Here is a 20,663-nt window from a genome sequence, read left to right as displayed (position 1 = left end):
ATCAAGTGCTGCCCATGGGCAGTAGTTGGCGTTGCACCGGACCTCGGCGCTTCAAGCGCTGCTCTAGTAGCGCATCCTAACCAAATAATGTGGTATGGTTTGCGCAAAAGCTAAAGCAGTATAAAATAGTTGACGTCTAAAGCGGGTATGATATGCTTAGAATAACAAAAGAAGCCGGTGCGCCAAACACCGACTTCCTGCACAACTGCTTCGGCGGGGTTACCTCCAGTCGAGCGACCAACGAATAACCCGCGCTGTGGCGACAACCTCGGCGGGTTATTTTCTTTTATTCAAGTAAGTAAGCAATGCCAGGACGAACATACCAAGCATCATTACTTCCTGAAAAGAAAATGTCATAGCCTCACCTCCGATCTGGAGGCGGACTACCCCGTCTAGGCGAGTCGTACAAATTATATCATACCATCTTATGCCATCTTTTGGGTGGCTTTTCTTGTGCCTAAGAGCACGGCGTCATGCTGCGGTAATCGCGATGTCGTCAATGAAGGCCGTGTTGTCCCCGGTCGTCGTCGTGGCCAGGAATTTGATCGTGTGACTGCCGGCCGTTGCCGCGAAGTTGACGGTGGCGAACGAGGCGTAAGTCCCGGCCGTCGTCGTAAACGAGCCGATGACGGCGCCGTCGTACAGGACGTTAAACGACTGAACGCCGCCGAAGCTCGTGCGCTGAGCCGCCTTGAAGGTCACTTTGTACGTGCCGGCCGACGGGAACACCACGCTCTGGCTGAACTCGCCGGACACGCCGCCGTCCGTTTTCAGATAGGCGGTCTGCACGCCTTCGGGCGCATTCGCGGACGGACCCAGCACGCTGCCGTTGTACTGGATGCCGGCGCGGCTGTTGAACGTCCAGCCCCCATAGGTCGCCGGCCCCCAGGCCGTCTTCGTCGACGCGGCGGCGACGGACGGCGTCTCGAAGCCGGCGCCCGTGACGGTGACTGCGGTCGCCGGGCTCAGCATCACTTCGTCGATGAACGCGGTATTGTCCCCGGCGGTCGTCGTGGCGGCGAACTTGATCACGTGGCTGCCGGCCGACGCTGCAAACGTCCCTGTCGTATAAAGCGAAAAGGCACCGCCGGCGGAGGGCGTGAACGAACCGACGACCGCGCCGTCGACCAGGACGTTAAACGACTGGGCGCCGCCGAAGCTCGCGCGCTGCGCGGCTTTGAAGCTCAGCGTATAAGTTCCCGCGGTCAGCGTCACGCTCTGGCTGAATTCGCCCGCCACGCCGCCGTCCGTCTTCAGGTAGGCGGTCTGCAGCCCTTCGGGCGCATAGTCCATCGCGCCGAAGACGCTGCCGTTGCGCTGGATGCCCGCCCGGGAATTGAACGTCCATCCGGCGGTCGTCGGACCGACGACGGTGCCCGTCGTGGCGGGCGATTCGAATCCGGCGTTGGCAGGCAGCGCCGAGCCGTCCGGATTCACCCGGACGAGCGCGATGCCGTAGCTCGACGGATCGGCCGTACTGGCAGCCTTCACGGCGACCAGCTTGCTGATGATGACGCGCGGCGCCGTGTAGACGCCGCCGCTCGAGATCGTGCCGTTGCCGCTGCCGACGACGCTCCAGGTCACGCCGCCGGAATTGTCGACGACGCTTGCGGCCAGCGTGACGGATTGGCCTGCCGTCACGGTCGGATTGACCGGCGACACCTCCACCTGCGTCTGCGCCGGCAGCGTTGTGTAGACGATCACGTTGTAGTTCGCGTCGATCGCGCCATCGGTGAACGAGGTGCCCGCGGCGAAGCTCGCGACGGACTTCGGGATCGTGGCATTGGCGTTCAGCGCGACCGTGTCCTGGTAGACGTGCTTGCGGAACGTCTTGCCGACGTTGACGCCGCTGAAGTTGAACGTGACATTGCGATCAGTGCCGGCCTTCGTCTCCAGCACGATCGTGTAGTCGCCGCCGCTCGTCTTGAAGGCGGCAGCCCGAATGTCGGCGGAGCCGGTATTGACGGCCACGACCGAGCTGTGCGCCGGAATGTAACGCGCGAGCAGCCCGGCGGCGTAAAATGCTTTTTTGGGCGTCAATCCCGTGTACAACGCGTCGTAAAGGTCGTAGTTGCCGTTCGTGCTGCCGTCGGGATCGGTCGAGTAGCCGCCGTTCAGCTGCCAGACCAGCGCGCCGTTCACGCCTTCGTTGGCCGACTTGATGACGGTGTTGGCATAGCCGGAGTCCCAGCCGCTGTCGTTGTCGCCCGCCCAGCCGAACTCGGTCAGATACACCGGCTTGGAGCCGGCCACCGACGTTCGGGCGGAGATCGCCGTGCTCAGCGTCGCATACGGCTCGCCGTAGACGTGGAAGCTGTAGCCGTCGAGATAGCTGTCGATGTTCGTTTTCATATACTGCGTCCAGTCCGGCGCCCCCGTCTCCTCGGGTCCCCACAGCTTCACCAGGCTTCGGCGGCCGTCGGCGACGAGCCGGTCGTGCACTTTTTTGACCATATTCGCGTAGTAGAGCTTCTGGTCGCCCGGCGCTTCGAAGTCCCACGAGCCGTTGGGCTCATTGTAAAACGTCATGTACTTGATATTCGTGTAGCCTCTGACCGAGATCAGCTGCTGCAAGGCGGCAGAAGCCGAAGCGGCAAACGCGTCCAGATCCGCCGGCGCGCTCTCGTACGGCGTCGTACTACCTGCGATCGGGAACCAGCTGTGGATCGTCGAGCCGTTTTTCCAGCCGAAATTCAGTTCGATTTCGGTCCCCGCGCTCTTCAGGACGTCAAGGTACTGGTAAAACGCCTGCATCTTCAGATTGTCCCAGGAGTAGGACCCTTTGGACGGCTCCATCCAGTCGACCTGGAACCAGACGCGGGCCACCTTGGGCTTCATCGCCAGGATGCGCTCTTTGTCCATTTCCCAGTGCGCGGTCGTGTACCCTTGCTCCCTGGACTTCGCCATGAGCGCGCTCGGAATGAGGTTGACGCCGACGCCCTTGTAATCCGATTGGACGACGGTATTCGGGTTGATCGTGACGGTGTGAACGGCGGTGGCGGAGGCTGGATGCGGGAAAGCGAAGGCGGAGGGCATGAGCGAGAGGAGCAGACAAAGACCGGCGAGCAACCTGCTTCTGGCCTTGCGTGTCAACTTCATCAATCTTCTCCCTTCGATTCGTGGAATGCCGACGGGTCGTCGCGGCAGCGGAATAGGAGGAGTCGGCTGATCCCAGTATGACAGCAGGGGGGCAGGAGATGACATGATCGATTTTCGTATTTGGTTGAAAAATAGCGGTCGATTTTTAAAAACCCTTCATGACCATCAAATACAGGATGACGATCGGCAAAAACGTTGCGGCGATGCCGTAAATCGCCCACTGACGCGAAGCGCGGCGGTAGTCCTCTGCGATCGTGCCGGTATCTGCGCTCCTCGCGCTCGATCGAATCATCTTGCGCTGCAGCGGTATGAGCAATCCCAGCCAGATGAGTCCCGTGACCGCCAGCAGGATTAGCGACAGGGTGAGCCAGTTCAGACCCGACAGCGAAGCGCCCGACCGCTCCGCCATAACGATGCCGGAGACCAGAATGAGCGCAAGACCCGGGATGGTGAAAACGTAGTCGGCGGCCATGACGTTTCTGGCGGCCTGATGAATGACGACGGGGTTCCCGGTCAAGTCCGCCCTGACCTTCCAGAAGGCGGCCGTGGCGATATTGCCGACCATCAATACGACGCCGATCAAATGGAGCGCTAACCATCCATGCATGAGTCCCTCATCCTCTCGTCAACATATCTCGGATAAACGCCGTCAAATCCTCGGCTCTATAGATCGCCTGCGCGCGCGGGATGCTGGAACGGATCCGAAGGCCTAGCGTCATGAGCGTGAACAGGTCTCCCGTCTTGTCCGCGTCCACCGTCGCCGGAATGACGCCGTACCGCTGCCCGGTCTCGATCCACGTTTTGGACAATTGAACGGATCGCTCATAATACTGCCGCAGCGCCTCAGCGACCGTGGGATCGTCTTCTTTGCCGAGCAGGTACACCAGCACCTTGTTCGTGATGTCCTGCGGATTGTCGTAAGCGACGATACTGTCCCCGATTCTCCGCATCGGCTCGTCGAAGGTTCGCCTACCCTGCTCGACTTCGTTCATGAAGCTTGCGTTGGTCTCTTCCAGGCGCTCCTGTAGCACCCAGACGAAAATTTCGTTTTTGTTCTTTACGTAGTGGAAGATGGCGCCCTTGGACAGGCCGGACCTGCTCACGATGTCCTGCATCGTGATCGCCTGGCAGCCCTTCTCCGCGATCAAGAACTTGGTCGCCTCCAACAATCGCTGGGTCGTTTGCTGCCTGCGCTCCTCTTGCTTCATTGCCGTACAACCTCCCTCAAGCATCCATTCTTGCCCTTTATTATATATACCGACTGGCGGTTTGTAAATGTGTAATTCTGACGCTTGACCGCAAACAACGCGCATCCATATACTGGACGCAAGGAGCGTGATCATTTGCCAACGATTCGCAAGGAGATCCTCATCGATGCTACGCCAGAACAGGTATGGGACGCCGTCCGCGACGTCGGAGCCGTCCATCGCCGCCTTGTTCCCAGGTATACGGAGGATACGCGAATGAACGGTCATGAACGGACGCTGACGATGCTGGGCGGCAACGTCGTGCGCGAGTACATCGTGTCCGTCGACGACGAGGCGTATCGCATGGCTTATGCCGTCGTCGAGAGCCAGACCCCGCTGCTGCATCACCATGCTTCGCTCCAAGTGTTCCCGCACGAACAAGGCGTCGCCCGGCTCGTATGGACGACGGACTTTCTGCCGGACGATCTGGCTGCCGAGATCCAGGCGCGCGTCGACCGCGGGTCGCAGGTGATGAAGCAGACGATCGAAGCCGAGGCGAAAGGGAGCGTTCGGTAAACGATCCGAATGCGAAACCGATCGGCGCAAGCCCGCGCCGGTCGGCGCAAACGCAACGACACCTCTCCCTTTACGACCGGCTTACCTCCTTTGCGACCGGCTCGCCTCTTTTACGACCGGCTCACCTCTTGCGATAGATCTCCGGCGTCACGCCGTAATATTGCTTGAATCGCCTGATGAAGTGCTGAGGACTCTGGTAGCCGACTCTTTCGGTGATCTCGTAAATTTTACACGACGTATTTTCCAGCAGATTTTTGGCTTCTTCCATGCGCACGCGCAAAATGTATTCGCTCAAGTTCATGCCCGTGATTTCTTTGTAAATTTTCGACAAGTAAACCGCATGCAGATAGACGGCCTCGCTGATCGTTTGAAGATTGAGGTCCTTCCCCAGATTTTGCTCAATATAGCTATGGATCTTATGGACCAGCTGCCGGTGGTTCTCGTCGTTTTTAACGGGGGCATCGTTCATCAACGCCTCCAGAATGATCCCGCTCCACGCTTTTAATTGCTTGGCGGAATGAAAAACCTGACTTTCCGAATGCGACGATACAGTCCCTATGATATCCTCCAGCACGATGCCTTTCTTATGTGCCAGATAAGTGAAGCAGCTGAGCAGATGCAAATAGGCTTCGCGGATATGCGCTTGCGAATCCGGATGAAACTGCTCCAGTTCATTAAATATGGTCGAGAACTTTCCGTTTATTTTCTCCATATCCCCCATATCCATCAACTGCACGAGCATCGGTACTTGATAGAGCGTGCTAAGCGGCGTCAGTTTTCGATGAGGGGCAGCGTCCGGCGCTACGACAAAAAAACCTTGTCTCTCCCCCGACTTCATCACGGTAGACAACACCGACCGGTAGACGGAATGGACTTCCTTTGGAAATGGCGCCGGGCTCGAGACGTAGACGGCAACTTTCCCTTTTAAATACTGTTCGACCTGCTCCACCAGACGCTTGGCCGAAGACGCCAACGTGTCCTGGCATGACGGCGTCCAAGCGTCCGCCCCCCCGGCTGTCGCTGAATGGGGCAGCAGCAGTAACGTTAAGTTGCCTTGCATCGCTTTGCCGGACCACAGATGAAAATGGGGCGACAGCAGCTCCTCCGCTATATTCTTGATCGCATATTCGAATAACTTTATATCGTACGCGTCGTAGGATTCGTAGAAGCCGGGATCGAATTTAATGACGGCTAATTTAACGTAATCTCCGATCTTCACCGGAATTTGATACATGCCCAGCTTTTCCGCCAATTGATTACCCGTCAGTATGACCCCCTGCAAAAGATCGTGCAGCAGGTTTTCCTTCAGCAAAGGCAAGTTTTGATGAAGAAGCGAGGTCGCATGCTCGAAGCTTTGATGATGGCGCAAGTCGGTTTGGCGTTTGGCAATCACCTTTTTCACCGACTCCAGCAGCGCTTCATCCCGAACGGGCTTGATTAAATAATCGACTGCGTGCAGCTCGATCGCCTTTTTGGCGTATTCGAACTCCGCATAGCCGGTGAGCAGGATGCTGTCTATTTTTTTATGGCGCCTGTCGATGAATTCGATCAGATCGAGCCCTGTCGTGCCGGGCATGTGAATATCGGTGATCAAGATGTCGATCGGGTGCGCTTCGATGATCGCCAGCGCGCTTTGCCCCCCGTAGGCTTTATGAACGGCGGTGATGCCGATTTCATTCCAGTCTACGGTAGCCGCCAGCGTATCGACCTGATGCTTGTGGTCGTCCACGATCAACAAAGAAAACATCGCTTTCACGCCCTTTCATTTGCCCCAATAGAGTTCGACCTTTAAACCGCCCAGCGCCGAATGGTTCAATAGCATACCGGAGTTCGGACCAAAATAATATTTGAAGCGGTGGTGAACGTTCCATAGCCCGGTTTGTTCGCTTTCGTTATTTTCCATGGCGATTTTCGACTTAAGCGCTTCCAGCGCCTCCCTTGACAGGCCCGGTCCATTATCCTCGACGACGAGACGATAACCGTCCGGCTCCTCTATGCCTACGATCGTAATCCATCCATCCTCTAAAATCTCTTCAAGACCGTGCACGATCGCATTTTCGATGATCGGCTGGAAGATGAGCTTCGGTATCTTGATCGTTTTCATCGATTCGGGAATATCGCAAGTATACTGAAATTTATCCAATTGATGATTCATGATGTTCATATAGTTAACGGCCAGTTCGATTTCATTGATTAAAGTCGTCACCAGCGTTTCGTTGCGGGTCGTATATTTGTAGTAATCCCCCAGGTTATGCGCCATCGCAATGACGGATTTGTTGTTGTTCATCTTGGCCATATTGATCATATAGGCCAGACAATTATAAAGAAAATGAGGGTTGATCTGCGACTGAAGCTGCTTCATGATGGCTTCTCTGGAACGAATCTCTTCCGCGTAGACGCGCTTCAACAAATGATCGATCTCCATGCCCATGCCGTTAAAGGAATCGAACAGCTGCTGAAATTCATTGTTGCGCCGCTTCCTGATCCGATAGCCGAAATTTTTGTTTTTAATGTGCTCCACGCCGCGGATCAGAATCCGAATGGGAACCTGAATATGAAAATACAATAGCGATGCCGCCAGGGTGCCCAACAACAGCAGCAGCAACAAAATCGCATAAAATAAATTTCTGCTGTGAACGACCGGCTTCAGAATCTCGTCCAGCGGCTCGATATCGACCAGGCTCCAATCCACCTTGCTCGAAGCGAGCGTATACAGCAGATACTTCTTGCCGTCGATGGACACGATATCGTGGAACTTGGATTGGCTCGTATACTGATCCATGGGATAGTTTTGCAGAAGCTGCTTGATTCTTTGCGTATTGGCCGTACTGCTGTATACCACTTCGTCCGCGCTTCGATAAAAAAAGGCGTCGCTATTGCCCGCCAGCTTAAACCCGTCCAGCAAATTGGTAATGTTCTGCGTGAAAAAATCCACGCGAATGATCAGCTCGGCATTCATGAGACCGTCCGGATCCTCATGAAGAGGGGATGCAAAAAACCGGGAAAAGGCATCCATGGGGATACCGTTAACTTCCACTTTGTTCAGCCGCCAATTGGGCGTGTAGCTTTTGAAAAACGCATCTCGCTCGAACACCGAGGTCGTATCCGTTGTTAAGAACAATTGGCTTCTCGGGAAATAGATGGAGATGACATTCATGATTTTATTCGTAATGCTAAACAAGCTGAGCTTGCTTTGAAGAGATTGAATCACATTAAAACGGTCATAACCCGATTCAGGCAAGTTTCCGAAGGCTACGCTTTTGATCTCGGGATCTTTGGTCGCCAATGCGGCGAAAAGCATATTCTGGTCCAAGAGAATTTCGATTTGATTGAGGAAGTTAGCCAGCTTCTCTTCGTTTCTCGTATTGATCTGATTTTCTATGACATGAACGGACTGTCGATACGAATAAGCATAGAGCCCTAGAATGGGGATCAGAATCATAACGATAAGCAGGATCACCTTCGTAATCAGGTTCATTGGCTTCCCCATCCCATGAAAGACCTCGATGAATTCGACGTGCCGCGGCACCGGACCAGCCCATCTACATGAGCCGCCGGCACGCCCGAATCTACTTCTTCATCATATGACGATCCCCTATTCTTTTACAGACCCCAAAGTCATTCCTTTAACAAAATACTTCTGCAAAAAGGGATATACGAGCAGGATCGGGAAAATCCCGATGAACATGAGGGCCGATTTAAGCGAACGCTCCGACAGCTGCTCCAAATCGGACGGGTTGAGGCCGATCTTCGTATAATCGAATCCGGCGATCAAAGCTTGAAGAAAGGTGGCGAGCGGAAATTGATCCGCTTGATTCATATAAATCATGCCGTCGAACCAGGAGTTCCAGTGAAAGACCATCGTAAATAAGGACAGCGTTGCGATCGACGGCAGGGAGATCGGGAAAAAGATCGTAAACAGGACGCGGAAGTGCCCGGCGCCGTCGATCATGGACGCTTCCTCCAGCTCCTTGGGGATGCCTCGAAAGAAGTTCATCATAAGCACGACGTTGAAGACGTTCACGGCGACCGGCAGGATAAGAGCCGCGATCGAGTTGGTCAAGCCCGACTTCTGAACGACCAGATAGGTAGGTATTAATCCGCCGTGAAACAGCATCGTAAATACGAAAAACCAGGCGTATAGCGTTCTCCCTTTAAAGTACCGGTCGTCCTTCGACATCGAATAGGCAGCCAGCATCGTGAGGAACATCGTGAGCAGCGTGCCCAATACAGTTCTCAGCACGCTGACTTTGAAGGCAACAATAAAATTGTTGCTCTCCAGTGCCGCCTTATACGCATCCAGGTTCCATCCGATCGGCCAAAACTTCACCAAATAAGAGGTCGTCGCGTAATCGGAGCTTAAGGAGACGGCCAGTACGTGAACCATCGGCAGTATGCAAAGTACAGCCATCAACGCCAAAAACAAATGGTTGGCGATTTGAAACATCCGGTCCGATAACGATAATTTGAGCATGTCTTATCCCTCCTCTCAAAAGATTCTGTAATTCGCGTATTTGGCCGCCAATCGATAAGTGGTGGCGATCAAAATAAATCCGATGACCGATTTGAAAAATCCGACCGCCGTGGCCAAGCTGAAGGAGCCTTGCTGCAAACCGACACGATACACGTACGTATCGATAATGTCCCCTTTGGGGTAAACCAACGGATTATACATGTTAAATACTTGATCGAAGCCCGCGTTCAAGATATTGCCCAGCGACAAGGTCACCAGTACGATCGCAATCGGAATAACGGCCGGAATCGTCATATAAATCGCCTTTTGAAAGTTGTTGGCGCCATCGATATCGGCGGCTTCGTACATATTCGGATTGATCCCCGCCATGGCCGCCAGATAGAGAATGGTCCCGAACCCGAACTCTTTCCACACATCGCTGATAATCAATGTCGCGCGAAACCAGTTCCCGCTTTGGAGAAAATCAACGTTGTTCACGCCCAGCCAGCCTAAAAACTGATTGATCAAACCGTTCGTGGAGAGAATATCCGTCAAAATCCCGCCGAGAATGACCCAATTGATGAAATGGGGCAAATAAACAAGGGATTGGACCGTCCGCTTGAATAACATCATTCTTACTTCATTGAGCAACAGCGCAAAAGCGAACGGAGCGATCGAACCGGCTATGATTTTTAATACGGCGATCAGGAGCGTATTCCAGATCACCTGCAGCGCCACCGGATCATGGAACATGAACTTAAAATGCTTCAAACCGACGAACGGAGATTTAAAAATGCCCAGCCACGGCTTAAAGTCCTCAAAGCCGATCATAAACCCGACCATCGGGATGTAATTAAATAGGATGAGCAGCAGGACCGAGGGCAATAAAAACACATGCAGCGGCCATGTTTTTCTCAGGTTTAAGGTTTTCATCCTTGGTAATCTCCTGTCTTCGTCCGTAGGACGGGAATGCTCATTCAGAAAAAAATACGGAGAACAAAGTGGATCTTTGCGCTCCGTATTTTTTTGCCTTATAAATGGCGTGCCTTATTGCTGTTTGGCAACGGCTTCGTTAATTTCTTTGGTAATTTGCGTGCCGCCCTGGTCATGCCATTGCTTCAGGAAGGTATCGAAGTAATCCAGACTCTTCTTCCCGTAAATAATTTGCAAGTAAGCTTGGTCCTCCAGCGTATTCAGCTGCTCCCATTTCTCCTTCATCGTCGGCGTATTCGCGCCGTAGAAGCCGTTTTTCACGTCTTTATCCATCTGCTGGTACGCGACCGAGAAGCCCTCGATGGCCAAACTGTCGTTGCTTGCCGCCAGTTTTTGTTCGAACACATTATCCCGTTTACCTGCGGCGACGCGCTGGTAAATGCTCGGGCCTTCCATGACGTTCGTCGGCGCGGTTCCGTTCGAAGGGAAAATCAAGTATCTGCTCAGGCTCACCAGTCCGTCGGGAACGTTTTTCCAATCCGGTTTGCCGTCTTTCATGACGTAATCGTAGCCTTCGCCCTGCCCGATGGCGAACGGGCATTTCGGATCCTCGATCAGGCAGCCGTACATCGTGTCGTAGTATTTAAACACGGCTTCCATATTGTTAAAGCCTTTGCGGAATACATAGGTACCGTAGGACGGCTGCGATTCTTGACGGCCCACCTCGCCCGTGATGCCCGACGGGATCGGATACGGCTTAATATTGAGCGTTTGGTTTTTGCTTTTCGCTTCCTGCACCGCCGTGCCGATCGGCCAACCGCCTGCCCAGCCCGCCGCCATGGCGATTCCGGCTTTTCCGGAAGTGAAGTCCGCCATCGCCTGCGCCGCGTCCATCGTGCCGAAGTCGGGATTGAAGTAGCCTTTGTTAAACCACTCGTTCAATTTGGCCAATCCCTTTTTGACATTCGGACTGTTGGCGCCGTAATACAGCTGTCCGTCGTCGCCTTTGATCCACAGGTAAGGCTGATCCTGTCCGAACAAAAACTCGCTGTCCGCCATGTAATTGTTAGTCGGCTTGTGGTAGCCAGTGTTGGCGCCGAATGCCATGCCGAACGTGTCCTTCTTGCCGTTGCCGTCGGGATCCTGGTTCGTGAAGGCATCCAGCACCTTTTCGAACTCCTCGACATTGGTCGGCGCCTTCAGCTGCAGCTTATCCAGCCAATCCTGGCGAATCCACATGACCTTGTTGCCGACGACACCATTGGCGACATCCGGCAGACCGATAATTTTGCCGTCTCTCTTGGCCGTTGCCCATACGGCCGGGTTTTTGGCGTACAAGTCCTTTAATCTTGGCGAGGCGTATTTCTCGTAGGCTTCGTCGATGGTTTGAATTTTGCCGGAATCGATCAGCTCTTCGAGCAGGCTTCCGCCCGTGTACAGCACATCCGGCAAAGCCTCGCCGCTAGCAAGCGCCAGGCGCACTTTGGTCTCGAATGCGGCGGTATCCGTGACCACCCATTGGAACTTGGTGATAATGCCCAGGTTCTCGCTCAGCCAACGCGTGACGGGATTGTTCTCTGTCGTATCCCCGAAGCGGAGCTTATCGGAAGGCCGCAGCGTAATCGCCGCCGAGATCGTAACGGGCGGATCGAATTTAGTGAATGCCGTCTCCTGCGTCTCGGCGGGAGCCGCTGACGCGGTTGAACTAGCCGATGCCGTCGGACTCGCGCTTGCGCTTGCGGACGGTTGCGCGCTGGCCTCGCTCGTTTGCGATTCCTTCGCGTTATTGCTCGAACATCCGGCGATGATGCTCATGCAAAGAATGATGCCGGCTAATGCTTTGACTGCTCTCCCATGCCGTTTCATCTTACTCCCCCTCGAATTGGATCTTGCATTCTCATTATGGCATTCGCCAAAATCGATGGACATGATCGGTTTTTAAGAACATGAACTTTCCTTAGTCAGAATCAAAAAAAGCTCTCCGTCGCCGCCAGGCGCCGGAAAGCTCCTTCGTCCCCTTATGAATCTCTTAGTGAATCTTCTAGTGAATCTTCTATATTCTTCAGAGCTTGCTCGTGATTACGGCTCTCGCCAGCGCCGGATTCCACGCATTGGCCGTATTGTTCATATATACGATTTTTAAATACTTGGTGCCTGCCGGAACCGTATTGCTGTAGCTAACCTTGTGATAATTCGTTCCCGTGCCCAGCACCACCGTCCGGGTAGGCGCAACCAGCGTGTAGTTGATATTATCCGGCGAAGCGTAGAATTCAAAATCGACGATGGGCTCGTTATACGCAAACCAGGTGTCCACGTCGAAGGCATCCATATTCATGCTTCCGAATGCTTTGTAGATGACATTTTCTTGCAGATTTTTCGTTCTGACTAATTTGGAAGTGTCTCCTCCCATCCTGGCCGCATTGGACGAGCTGAACACTAAATTGGCCGTATGCGAGAAAATCTTCGAATAATCGTAAACGTCGTCCACGACCGAGATCGCGCTTGTCGGCGGAATAGGGGCGGACGTATCGTATTGAATCGACAATTTATGCGAGGCCCCGTCCTTGGCCTGCGTATTGACCTCGAACTTGATCGTCGGACTTAATTGCAGGATCGTGATGGTCGAATCCTTTTGCGTGACGGTACCGCCTGTCTTCGTGATCTCATACGTAATTTTGTCCTGGAGATGCGTAGGATCGGATACGGCAATGTCCATGACGCCGGCCTGATCCTTCAGCATAATCGACGAAGGATTGTACGCGATGATACCGTCTGCGATATCCGGCGTCCAGAAATTAGCCCCCGTGATGCCCAATCCATTCTCCTTTACCATCTGAACGCTGGCATTGTTGACGACGATGGAAATGTCCGGATTGTTGCTATAAGCCGTCGTTTGCTGCGCCGTCTTATTCGGCAGCATCACGTAAGCATAATCCTTATCCACCGGGTTAGTCCCATGATCGTACCAGAGGGTCAAATATTTCTTGGTAACGTTTGCTGTCCCTCCCAGAACGCTTAATTGCGCCCAGTTGCCTTGCCTGGATTCTCTAAGGCCCTTTATCGCGGCAGGCTGAGGGAAGTAGTATCCTCCCGTACCTTCCATATACACGGTGGACACGGCGGACATCTGCTCTATCCAACCCAAGCCGGCAGGCTTGGTAACGCCGTTGACGATCAGCTGTTCGTCGCCGTTATATTTGGTAGCCGTGTGCAGGGGATTAAGCACCGTTCCCAGCGCATTGGGCGCATAGAACTGAATCTCCGACAGCCGATTGCCCAGATCGAGATCATTCCCGTGGAAAATGATTTTCACGTACCTGGCCGTCGAATCCGTCAGGTCGTAAGCGTGTATTTCGGAAGTCAAAACGCTTTGACCGCTGAATACCGTCGTCCAAGTGGCGTCATCCGTCGAGGTCTGAATGTCGAACGAATACTTCCGGACATTGCCGATGAAGAAGCCGATGCCGGCATACCCCACCGTCACGTTGCTTCCCAGATCGTATTTCAGCGATTGTCCATCGCCTACGGACGACCAACGCGTAAAGATATCGTTGTCGATCGTTTCGAGATTGTTCGTCGTAGACAACGCTTTGAGCGGAGCAACCGAGATCGGAATGACTGAATTTAGCGCATTCGGGCCATAAATTTGCACCTCTGTTATGTGGTTATATTGGTTAGAGGTGTTGCCATGGCCGACAATCTTCACATATCGCGCATTGACATCCGTGAAGTTGAATACTTGGATATCCGCTGCGGTTCCCCCCACCGTGGAACTGCCGCTATAGACCGTGGTCCAAACTGAGTTGTTGCTGGACACCTGGATATCAAAGCTGGTGGCTCTGGCCGTTTGACTCAAGAAGTTGATGCCGACATACGCGACAGTCTGCACTTTTCCGAGATCGTATTGAATCCACTGGCCGTCGCCCAAGGAAGTCCATCTGGTATTCAGGTTATTATCCAGCGTATTTTCCGGTAAATTGAAGCCGTCGTTGCCGCTATCGGTCACTTGATTGACCATCAATCGCATCGGTTCGCTTCCCGCCGGGGTCGCAGCCGCAGAGTTCGTATCGATCCCGTGCGCGATGCTCGCTTTATTCAGACTTCTATTTTCAATCGTCGTTTCGATCGTTCTGCCATCCGTACTGTTGATTCCGCTCCCCAGGGCAACGATCTCATCGTCGAACGTGAACCAGGATTTTTTGGCCTTAAGCGTGCTGCCATAGGCTTTCAAATCCATGCCTGTCGCCGTGTATTGATTCAGCAGTTCCGTGCCGCCGGTCCATGTGTTCGGACTCAAGTAGGCCGCACCCGAGTTATCCGCTCTAGCCATCGTATCTACCGTCGTACCCGGCAAGCGGTATTTGTTGACCGTCGGCCAATAATCCACATATTGAAGCGAATCGTTATTATATAAATAAGTCATCCCTTCGCCGGTGTACCAGCCTTTATAATTTTGATTAATCCCCGTCTCATAGTTAGCGATTCGCTTGGAGGACATGCTGACGCCGAATCCGAATCCCGGCTTCAGACTGATCGCTCTGTCCATACCCGCGTATACTTTGGCTAACGACAGCTGACCTCTTGGGACGATGTTCGTATCGTTCATGACCGCCTTTGCGAGCTGGAGCACGCTCAAATTGGCGTCCCTATAGAAGCTGGAAGCCGAATCTTGTTGAAGCCAATATTTGACCATGGACTTCATCCGCTGCGCATCCGCGGGCGGGGCGATCTGAGCCAACCGCAAAATGCCGCCCATCACTTTATTGGCTATAACCTTACCTTGCGTTTCGGACCTTGCGATTTCCCTGCCTCTAACCATGTCCATCATAGAACCGTCATAGATAAAAGGCTCATAGGCATCGTAGACCCAATTATAAACATTCGATAAGCCCGCATAGGTGGATTGCCATGACGAACCGTTCAATAAATACAAGACATTTGCGATATCCTGTATCAGGTTCGCTCCGTAACCGCCATTGTACGAGAATATAAGATGCTGGACGAATGAACCGTCTTTATAAAACCCGTCGTCTTTAACGACATAATCCATGACTTGATTTAACGCATCTTTGGCAGCCGTCAGTTTGGCGCTCGATTTCATAATCACGCCTTGCACCGCGACGATCTGGGACTTCCAAATGCGATTGGCGCCCGTTGCTTCATTTACAGTCCCCGCATCGTGCATCGATATCATAGTGGGGTCAGGAGAGAAATGCGATATCGCATTCATATAGTTGGTGATCTTACCGGGGGTCGCGATCAAGTCATCGTACATTAAAATAACGGTGTCGGTCAGCTGGAGCGGCGTGGCAATCTCCTGGTCGTACCAGGTATACCATGTCTCGGGCCCCGTCGTTTCGTTATATCGATTCGTATACAACCAGTCGAGCGCATCAATGATATCCGTTTTGAGCGTGGTATTCCCATACAGACTCGATCCGTACGTTTTGTACGCGACGGCCATTTCCTTGACTCGGGCAAAATTATAGGTCGTGACCGTTGCATCGGCAGCATTGTTTAAATCGGACCATAAGTAGGTTCTGCCTGCCGTCTTATTCAAGCTGCCCCAGCTCGTCTGGGCCGCCATGGCGACTTTTTTGGCAATGTCCGGATCGGACGTATTGTATCCCGTGCCTCCGGTAAGCGCTTCCGCCCATTTGATCCTCAAATCGTCGTACGCATCGTTCGCGCTTACGCTTGCGATTCCGATCTGCGATAAACAGGCGAATAAGAGACTCAAACTCATGATCATGCCCAATCTTTGCTTTAACCTTTTCAACTTAACCACCGTCCCTTTCGAATTTGAGGTTCGTACGCGTAGAGAAGCTAAATAACCACCCTCCTTTCGCGCCTATTATCGCACCCGAAATTTGCGAATGATATGAACGTTCCTAAAGATCATGAACTTTCGTTAGCCATATTTTCAGGATATAGGTGGCGTTTTGCACGGAAACGCACGTTATGTCTTGCATGGGCCTGACGCCACGCAAAAAACCGGCTACCTTCGCCTTATTGACGAAGATAGCCGGTCCGGTTCCGTTCGGTTCGCTTTAGTTCTTAGCCAAAAACGCGTCGATCTGCGATTGCAGCTCGGTCTGGATCTTGGCGATGCCCGCCGCCTCCAGCTGCTTGTTCAGATCGGCCAGGCCCTTGTCGATGTCCTTGACCAGGCCGTACTCGAGCGGGATGCCGTAGCGCAGCATGACGTTGCCGACGTTGGCGATCTCCGTCTTGACCTTGCTGTTGTCGAACACGAACGTCTCGAGCGGGTAGTGGTACACATTCGCTTCCCAACTCTTGACCAAGTCGGATGCTTCTTGCGGGAACGCTTCGTTGTCGCGGTTGAGCGGCGAATTGAAGCTCCAGTTGGAGAAGCCCGTGTAGTTCGGGTTCTTGTCGAGCGCCTTGTACTTGTCGTCGCCGACCGGCTCGTAGTGGACGCCGTTGATGCCGTACATGACCAGGTCGTGCAGCTCTTTGTCGTTTTGCAGCAGATCGATCGCCATCAGCGCGCGCTCCGGGTTTTTGGAGGTCGCGTGCACCGACGTGCCGTTCTGCGTCGAGATCGCCACCGACTTTTTCTTGCCTTGGTTGATGTCCGCCAGCGCCACTTCATAAGGCGAGTTTTCCTGGCGCATGAGTGCCATCAGCGCGCCGAGCGTGCCATTGTTGTGCGTGATCGAAGCCGTCTTGCCCGCCTTGAAGTCCGCCTGATGGTCGTTTTTGCTGTTAAGGACGTTTTTCGACCAGGCGTTGTGGTCCGCGAGATCTTTGTAATACGTCGCCAATTGCTTGAATTCCGGCGTGTTGTAAACGTTGAATACTTGCCCCTTCTCGTCCGTCAGCTTGAAGGCAAACGGCATATCCAGGTCGAACATGTTCCACTCGTTCTGCTGCTTGAGCAGCACGCGGTCGAGGTTGTGGAATTTCCAGTCGCCCGTCTCCGGGGTAAACGGCACGATGCCCTTTTCTTTCTCCGCAATCGTTTTCAGATAAGTGGCATACGCTTCAGGGCTGTTGATCTCGGGCAGGTTGTATTTTTTGCGCAGGTCTTCGCGGTACAGGATCAGCTTCTCAACGGATTCTCCGCGGTTCTGCGGCACCATGTACAGCTTGCCGTTGACCTTCGCCTGATCCCAGCTGACTTTGGACATGTTCGCCCATGCCTGCGGCGCATACTTGGCGAGCATATCGTCTGTGAGCTCGAGGAAGCCGCCCTTCAGCGCCTGGTCGTTGTAGCCCGCCCAGTTAGCCGAGTAGATCAGGTCAAAGTTCTCGTCGGCGGCCAGCTTGAGCGGATACTTCTGCGCCCAGTCGGACCAGTCGAGGAACTCGCCTTCGATTGTCGCATTAATTTTCTCTTTGAGCTTCTTGTTGATCTCGGCGAAAACGGAATCGTAGTCCACCGGCTTCGGTCCGACGAAGATCATTTTGAGCTTCACTTCTTTGGACGTGTCGACGGCGCCTTCGGCCGGCGCGGCGGCACTGCTGCTCGCGGCCGAGGCTGATGCTGTAGTCGATGCGCTCTTCGACGGCTCCGTACTCTGACTGGCTGACGACCCCGAATTCTTGTTGTTATTGCCGCATGCGCTCATGATCATCACAAAAGCGAACAAAAGCGTGAACATCGTCCATCTGCTTTTTCTCAACATGCCCATCTTCCCCCTAATGGTAGTCGTATCAAGCTCTATCGATAAACCGGGTCGCCCCGTATTCATCCCTTTACCGCGCCGATCGTGAGGCCCTGAACGAAGTACCGCTGCACGAACGGGTACGCCAGCAGGATCGGGCCGGTCGCGACGACCGTCATCGCCATCTTCAGGCTCTCTGTCGGGATCGCCGTCGTAACCACAGCCCCCGCGCCCATCATCGCCTTGCGCATGCCATCCATGTTGCCCAGCATTTTGTACAAGTAATACTGGAGCGGCATCAGCTTCTCGTCGGAGACGAACAGCAGTGCGTTGTACCAGTCGTTCCAGTAGGCCAGCGCCAGGAACAGCCCGATCGTCGCGAGCGCCGGCTTGGAGAGCGGCAGAATCAGCTGCGCGTAGATGCGGAAGTCGCCTGCGCCGTCGATCTTAGCCGACTCGACGATCGCCTCCGGAATGCCGCCGAGGAACGATTTCATCACGATGATGTAAAAGACGTTGAGCACGAGCGGCACGATCAGCGCGAGCACCGTATCCTTCATGTGCAGGTAGTTCACGATGAGCAGGTACCACGGGACGAGCCCGCCGCTGAACAGGGTGGTGAAGAAAAAGAAGAACGAAAAGCCGTTGCGCCACTTGAAGTCCCTGCGGGACAGCGCGTAGGACGTCATCGAGGTCAGGAACAATCCCAGCAGCGTCCCGCCGATCGTCACCCCGATCGTCACCAGGTAGGCCTGGATCATCTCGGTCGGGTATTTGAACAAAATGCTGTACGCCTCTACCGAAAAGTCCGTCGGTATAAACTGATACCCCGCCGTAATGATCTTGTTCTCGCTCGTGAGCGACGACGATACGACCAGCAGGAACGGCAGCAGGCAGAGCAGCGCCATGATCGTCAGCGCCCCGTACCCGATGGCGGCGAATATTTTCTGATCCGTCTTTTTGACGCCCGAGGTTTTGGCGAACGACTTGTCCGCATTCAGCTCCGTTGCGCTCATGTCATCAGCCTCCTCTTTAGAATAGGGCGCGGTCTTTGTCGTACCGCCGTACCGCATAGTTGACCGCCATGATCGTGGCGAAGCCGAGCACCGACTGGAAGACGCCTGCCGCGGCCGACATGCCGATGTCGTTGGACGTGATGAGCGACCGGAAGACGAAGGTGTCGATGACGTCCGTCGCGGAGAACAGCATCCCGTTGTTGCCGACCATGTTGTAGAACATCCCGAAGTCCCCGCGGAAAATGTTGCCCACCGCCAGCAGCACCAGGATGATGATCGTCGGGTAAAGGTTCGGAATCGTCACCTTCAGGATGCGCTGGAAAATGTTCGCCCCGTCGATCTCCGCCGCCTCGTACATCTCGGTGTCGATGCTCGTGATGGCGGCCAGATACATGACCGTGCCGTACCCGAGCCCCTTCCAGGCGGACACCAGCACCAGCAGGAACGGCCAGTAGGCGGGCGTGTTGTAGATGTCGACCGGTTCCATCCCGAGTCCTCTGAGCATGGCGTTCACGGTACCGATGTCGTAGTTCAGCAGGTTGTAGGCGATGGCGCCGACCACGACCCATGAGATGAAATACGGGAGGAACAGCGACGACTGAATGATTTTGCGAAACCACTTGCCTCCGACTTCGAACAGCAGGATCGCGGCGAAAATCTGCAGGGCGTTGTTCACGACGATAAACGCGACGTTGTACAGCGCCGTGTTGCGCGTCACCTGCCAAGCGTTGCCGGAATCGAAGAAAAAGCGGAAGTTGTCCAGTCCGTTCCACGCGCTGCCGAAAATGCCGCCGGCGTAATCGTAGCGCTTGAACGCGATGACGATGCCCGCCATCGGGATATAAGCGAATAAAAGGTAGAAGACCACCGCAGGGGTCAGCATCAACAAGAACATCCTGTATTTTTTCACATCGTGCCAGAAGCTGCGCAGCCGCATATCCGCTCCCCCTCTCTCCTCTGTAGCTTTCATTATAGAAGGCAGGACGAAGCGGCATAATTCAGCGGAACAACTAAAGATAATACAAATTCAACGATCGAGGTGAAAACGCATACGATCGGATGCGTCGGCTCCGGCGGCGCGTAGCCCGCGGGGCTTAGCGGCACGCGGTGCCGCTATCGGCTCGGGCGGCGGTAGCCCGCGGGGCTTAGCGGCACGCGGTGCCGCTAGCGGCTCCGGCGGCGCGTAGCCCGCGGGGCTTAGCGGCACCCGGTGCCGCTATCGGCTCGGGCGGCGGTAGCCCGCGGGGCTTAGCGGCACCCGGTGCCGCTAGCGGCTCGGGCGGCGGTAGCCCGCGGGGCTTAGCGGCACGCGGTGCCGCTATCGGCTCACGCGACGCGCGCTCGCGGGGCTTAGCGGCACCCGGTGCCGCTATCGGCTCGGGCGGCGGTAGCCCGCGGGGCTTAGCGGCACGCGGTGCCGCTATCGGCTCACGCGACGCGCGCTCGCGGGGCTTAGCGGCACCCGGTGCCGCTAGCGGCTCGGGCGGCGGTAGCCCGCGGGGCTTAGCGGCACGCGGTGCCGCTATCGGCTCACGCGGCGCGCGCTCGCGGGGCTTAGCGGCACCCGGTGCCGCTATCGGCTCGGGCGGCGGTAGCCCGCGGGGCTTAGCGGCACCCGGTGCCGCTATCGGCTCGGGCGGCGGTAGCCCGCGGGGCTTAGCGGCACGCGGTGCCGCTAGCGGCTCCGGCGGCGCGTAGCCCGTGGGGCTTAGCGGCACCCGGTGCCGCTATCGGCTCGGGCGGCGGTAGCCCGCGGGGCTTAGCGGCA

The 20,663-nt window shown here is 54.8% G+C and carries 13 protein-coding genes; 1 reads left to right on the top strand and 12 read right to left on the bottom strand.

Annotation, left to right across the window (positions count from 1 at the left end; genetic code table 11):
• Positions 1-471 precede the first annotated feature (471 nt).
• From KB449_RS33005 to KB449_RS32995, 3 genes are read right to left on the bottom strand one after another with little or no spacing between them, the layout of a single operon-like run.
• The gene (locus tag KB449_RS33005; protein WP_282912400.1) at positions 472-3,204 is read right to left on the bottom strand and encodes a DUF642 domain-containing protein; all 2,733 of its coding nucleotides are present in this window, start codon (positions 3,202-3,204) and stop codon (positions 472-474) included.
• Positions 3,205-3,244: 40 nt separating this feature from the next.
• Positions 3,245-3,706 carry a DUF2269 family protein gene (locus KB449_RS33000; protein WP_282912399.1) on the bottom strand — a complete coding sequence of 154 codons (462 nt, stop codon included), beginning with the start codon at positions 3,704-3,706 and terminating at the stop codon, positions 3,245-3,247.
• 7 nt (positions 3,707-3,713) lie between these two features.
• Positions 3,714-4,307, bottom strand: coding sequence for a TetR/AcrR family transcriptional regulator (locus tag KB449_RS32995; protein ID WP_282912398.1), 594 nt, complete (start codon positions 4,305-4,307; stop codon positions 3,714-3,716).
• Between the two features lie 135 nt (positions 4,308-4,442).
• Between KB449_RS32995 and KB449_RS32990 the strand changes: the two genes are divergently transcribed.
• The gene (locus tag KB449_RS32990; protein WP_282912397.1) at positions 4,443-4,862 is read left to right on the top strand and encodes an SRPBCC family protein; all 420 of its coding nucleotides are present in this window, start codon (positions 4,443-4,445) and stop codon (positions 4,860-4,862) included.
• Positions 4,863-4,983: 121 nt separating this feature from the next.
• On the opposite strand, the gene KB449_RS32985 is transcribed toward KB449_RS32990, so the two are convergent.
• The 9 genes from KB449_RS32985 to KB449_RS32945 form a co-directional block, all read right to left on the bottom strand.
• The gene (locus KB449_RS32985; protein WP_282912396.1) at positions 4,984-6,609 is read right to left on the bottom strand and encodes a response regulator transcription factor; all 1,626 of its coding nucleotides are present in this window, start codon (positions 6,607-6,609) and stop codon (positions 4,984-4,986) included.
• A gap of 15 nt (positions 6,610-6,624) precedes the next feature.
• Entirely contained in the window at positions 6,625-8,340 is a 1,716-nt protein-coding gene (locus KB449_RS32980; protein ID WP_282912395.1) for a sensor histidine kinase, read from the bottom strand.
• A gap of 117 nt (positions 8,341-8,457) precedes the next feature.
• Positions 8,458-9,336 carry a carbohydrate ABC transporter permease gene (locus KB449_RS32975; protein ID WP_282912394.1) on the bottom strand — a complete coding sequence of 293 codons (879 nt, stop codon included), beginning with the start codon at positions 9,334-9,336 and terminating at the stop codon, positions 8,458-8,460.
• Positions 9,337-9,351: 15 nt separating this feature from the next.
• Positions 9,352-10,248 carry an ABC transporter permease gene (locus tag KB449_RS32970; RefSeq protein ID WP_282912393.1) on the bottom strand — a complete coding sequence of 299 codons (897 nt, stop codon included), beginning with the start codon at positions 10,246-10,248 and terminating at the stop codon, positions 9,352-9,354.
• 114 nt (positions 10,249-10,362) lie between these two features.
• Entirely contained in the window at positions 10,363-12,114 is a 1,752-nt protein-coding gene (locus KB449_RS32965) for an extracellular solute-binding protein (protein WP_282912392.1), read from the bottom strand.
• 196 nt (positions 12,115-12,310) lie between these two features.
• Positions 12,311-16,000, bottom strand: coding sequence for a polysaccharide lyase family 8 super-sandwich domain-containing protein (locus KB449_RS32960; RefSeq protein ID WP_282912391.1), 3,690 nt, complete (start codon positions 15,998-16,000; stop codon positions 12,311-12,313).
• Between the two features lie 298 nt (positions 16,001-16,298).
• Complete coding sequence (locus tag KB449_RS32955) at positions 16,299-17,900, bottom strand: ABC transporter substrate-binding protein (RefSeq protein WP_282912390.1); 1,602 nt, start codon at positions 17,898-17,900, stop codon at positions 16,299-16,301.
• 62 nt (positions 17,901-17,962) lie between these two features.
• On the bottom strand, positions 17,963-18,895 hold the full coding sequence (locus KB449_RS32950; protein ID WP_282912389.1) for a carbohydrate ABC transporter permease: 933 nt from the start codon (positions 18,893-18,895) through the stop codon (positions 17,963-17,965).
• 16 nt (positions 18,896-18,911) lie between these two features.
• The gene (locus tag KB449_RS32945) at positions 18,912-19,832 is read right to left on the bottom strand and encodes an ABC transporter permease (protein WP_282912388.1); all 921 of its coding nucleotides are present in this window, start codon (positions 19,830-19,832) and stop codon (positions 18,912-18,914) included.
• Positions 19,833-20,663: the final 831 nt, after the last annotated feature.

The sequence above is a fragment of the Cohnella hashimotonis genome (genome assembly GCF_030014955.1).
Taxonomy (GTDB): Bacteria; Bacillota; Bacilli; order Paenibacillales; family Paenibacillaceae; genus Cohnella; species Cohnella hashimotonis.
Note: the sequence above shows the minus strand (reverse complement) of the source record. Positions and strands in the feature narration are given on the sequence as shown.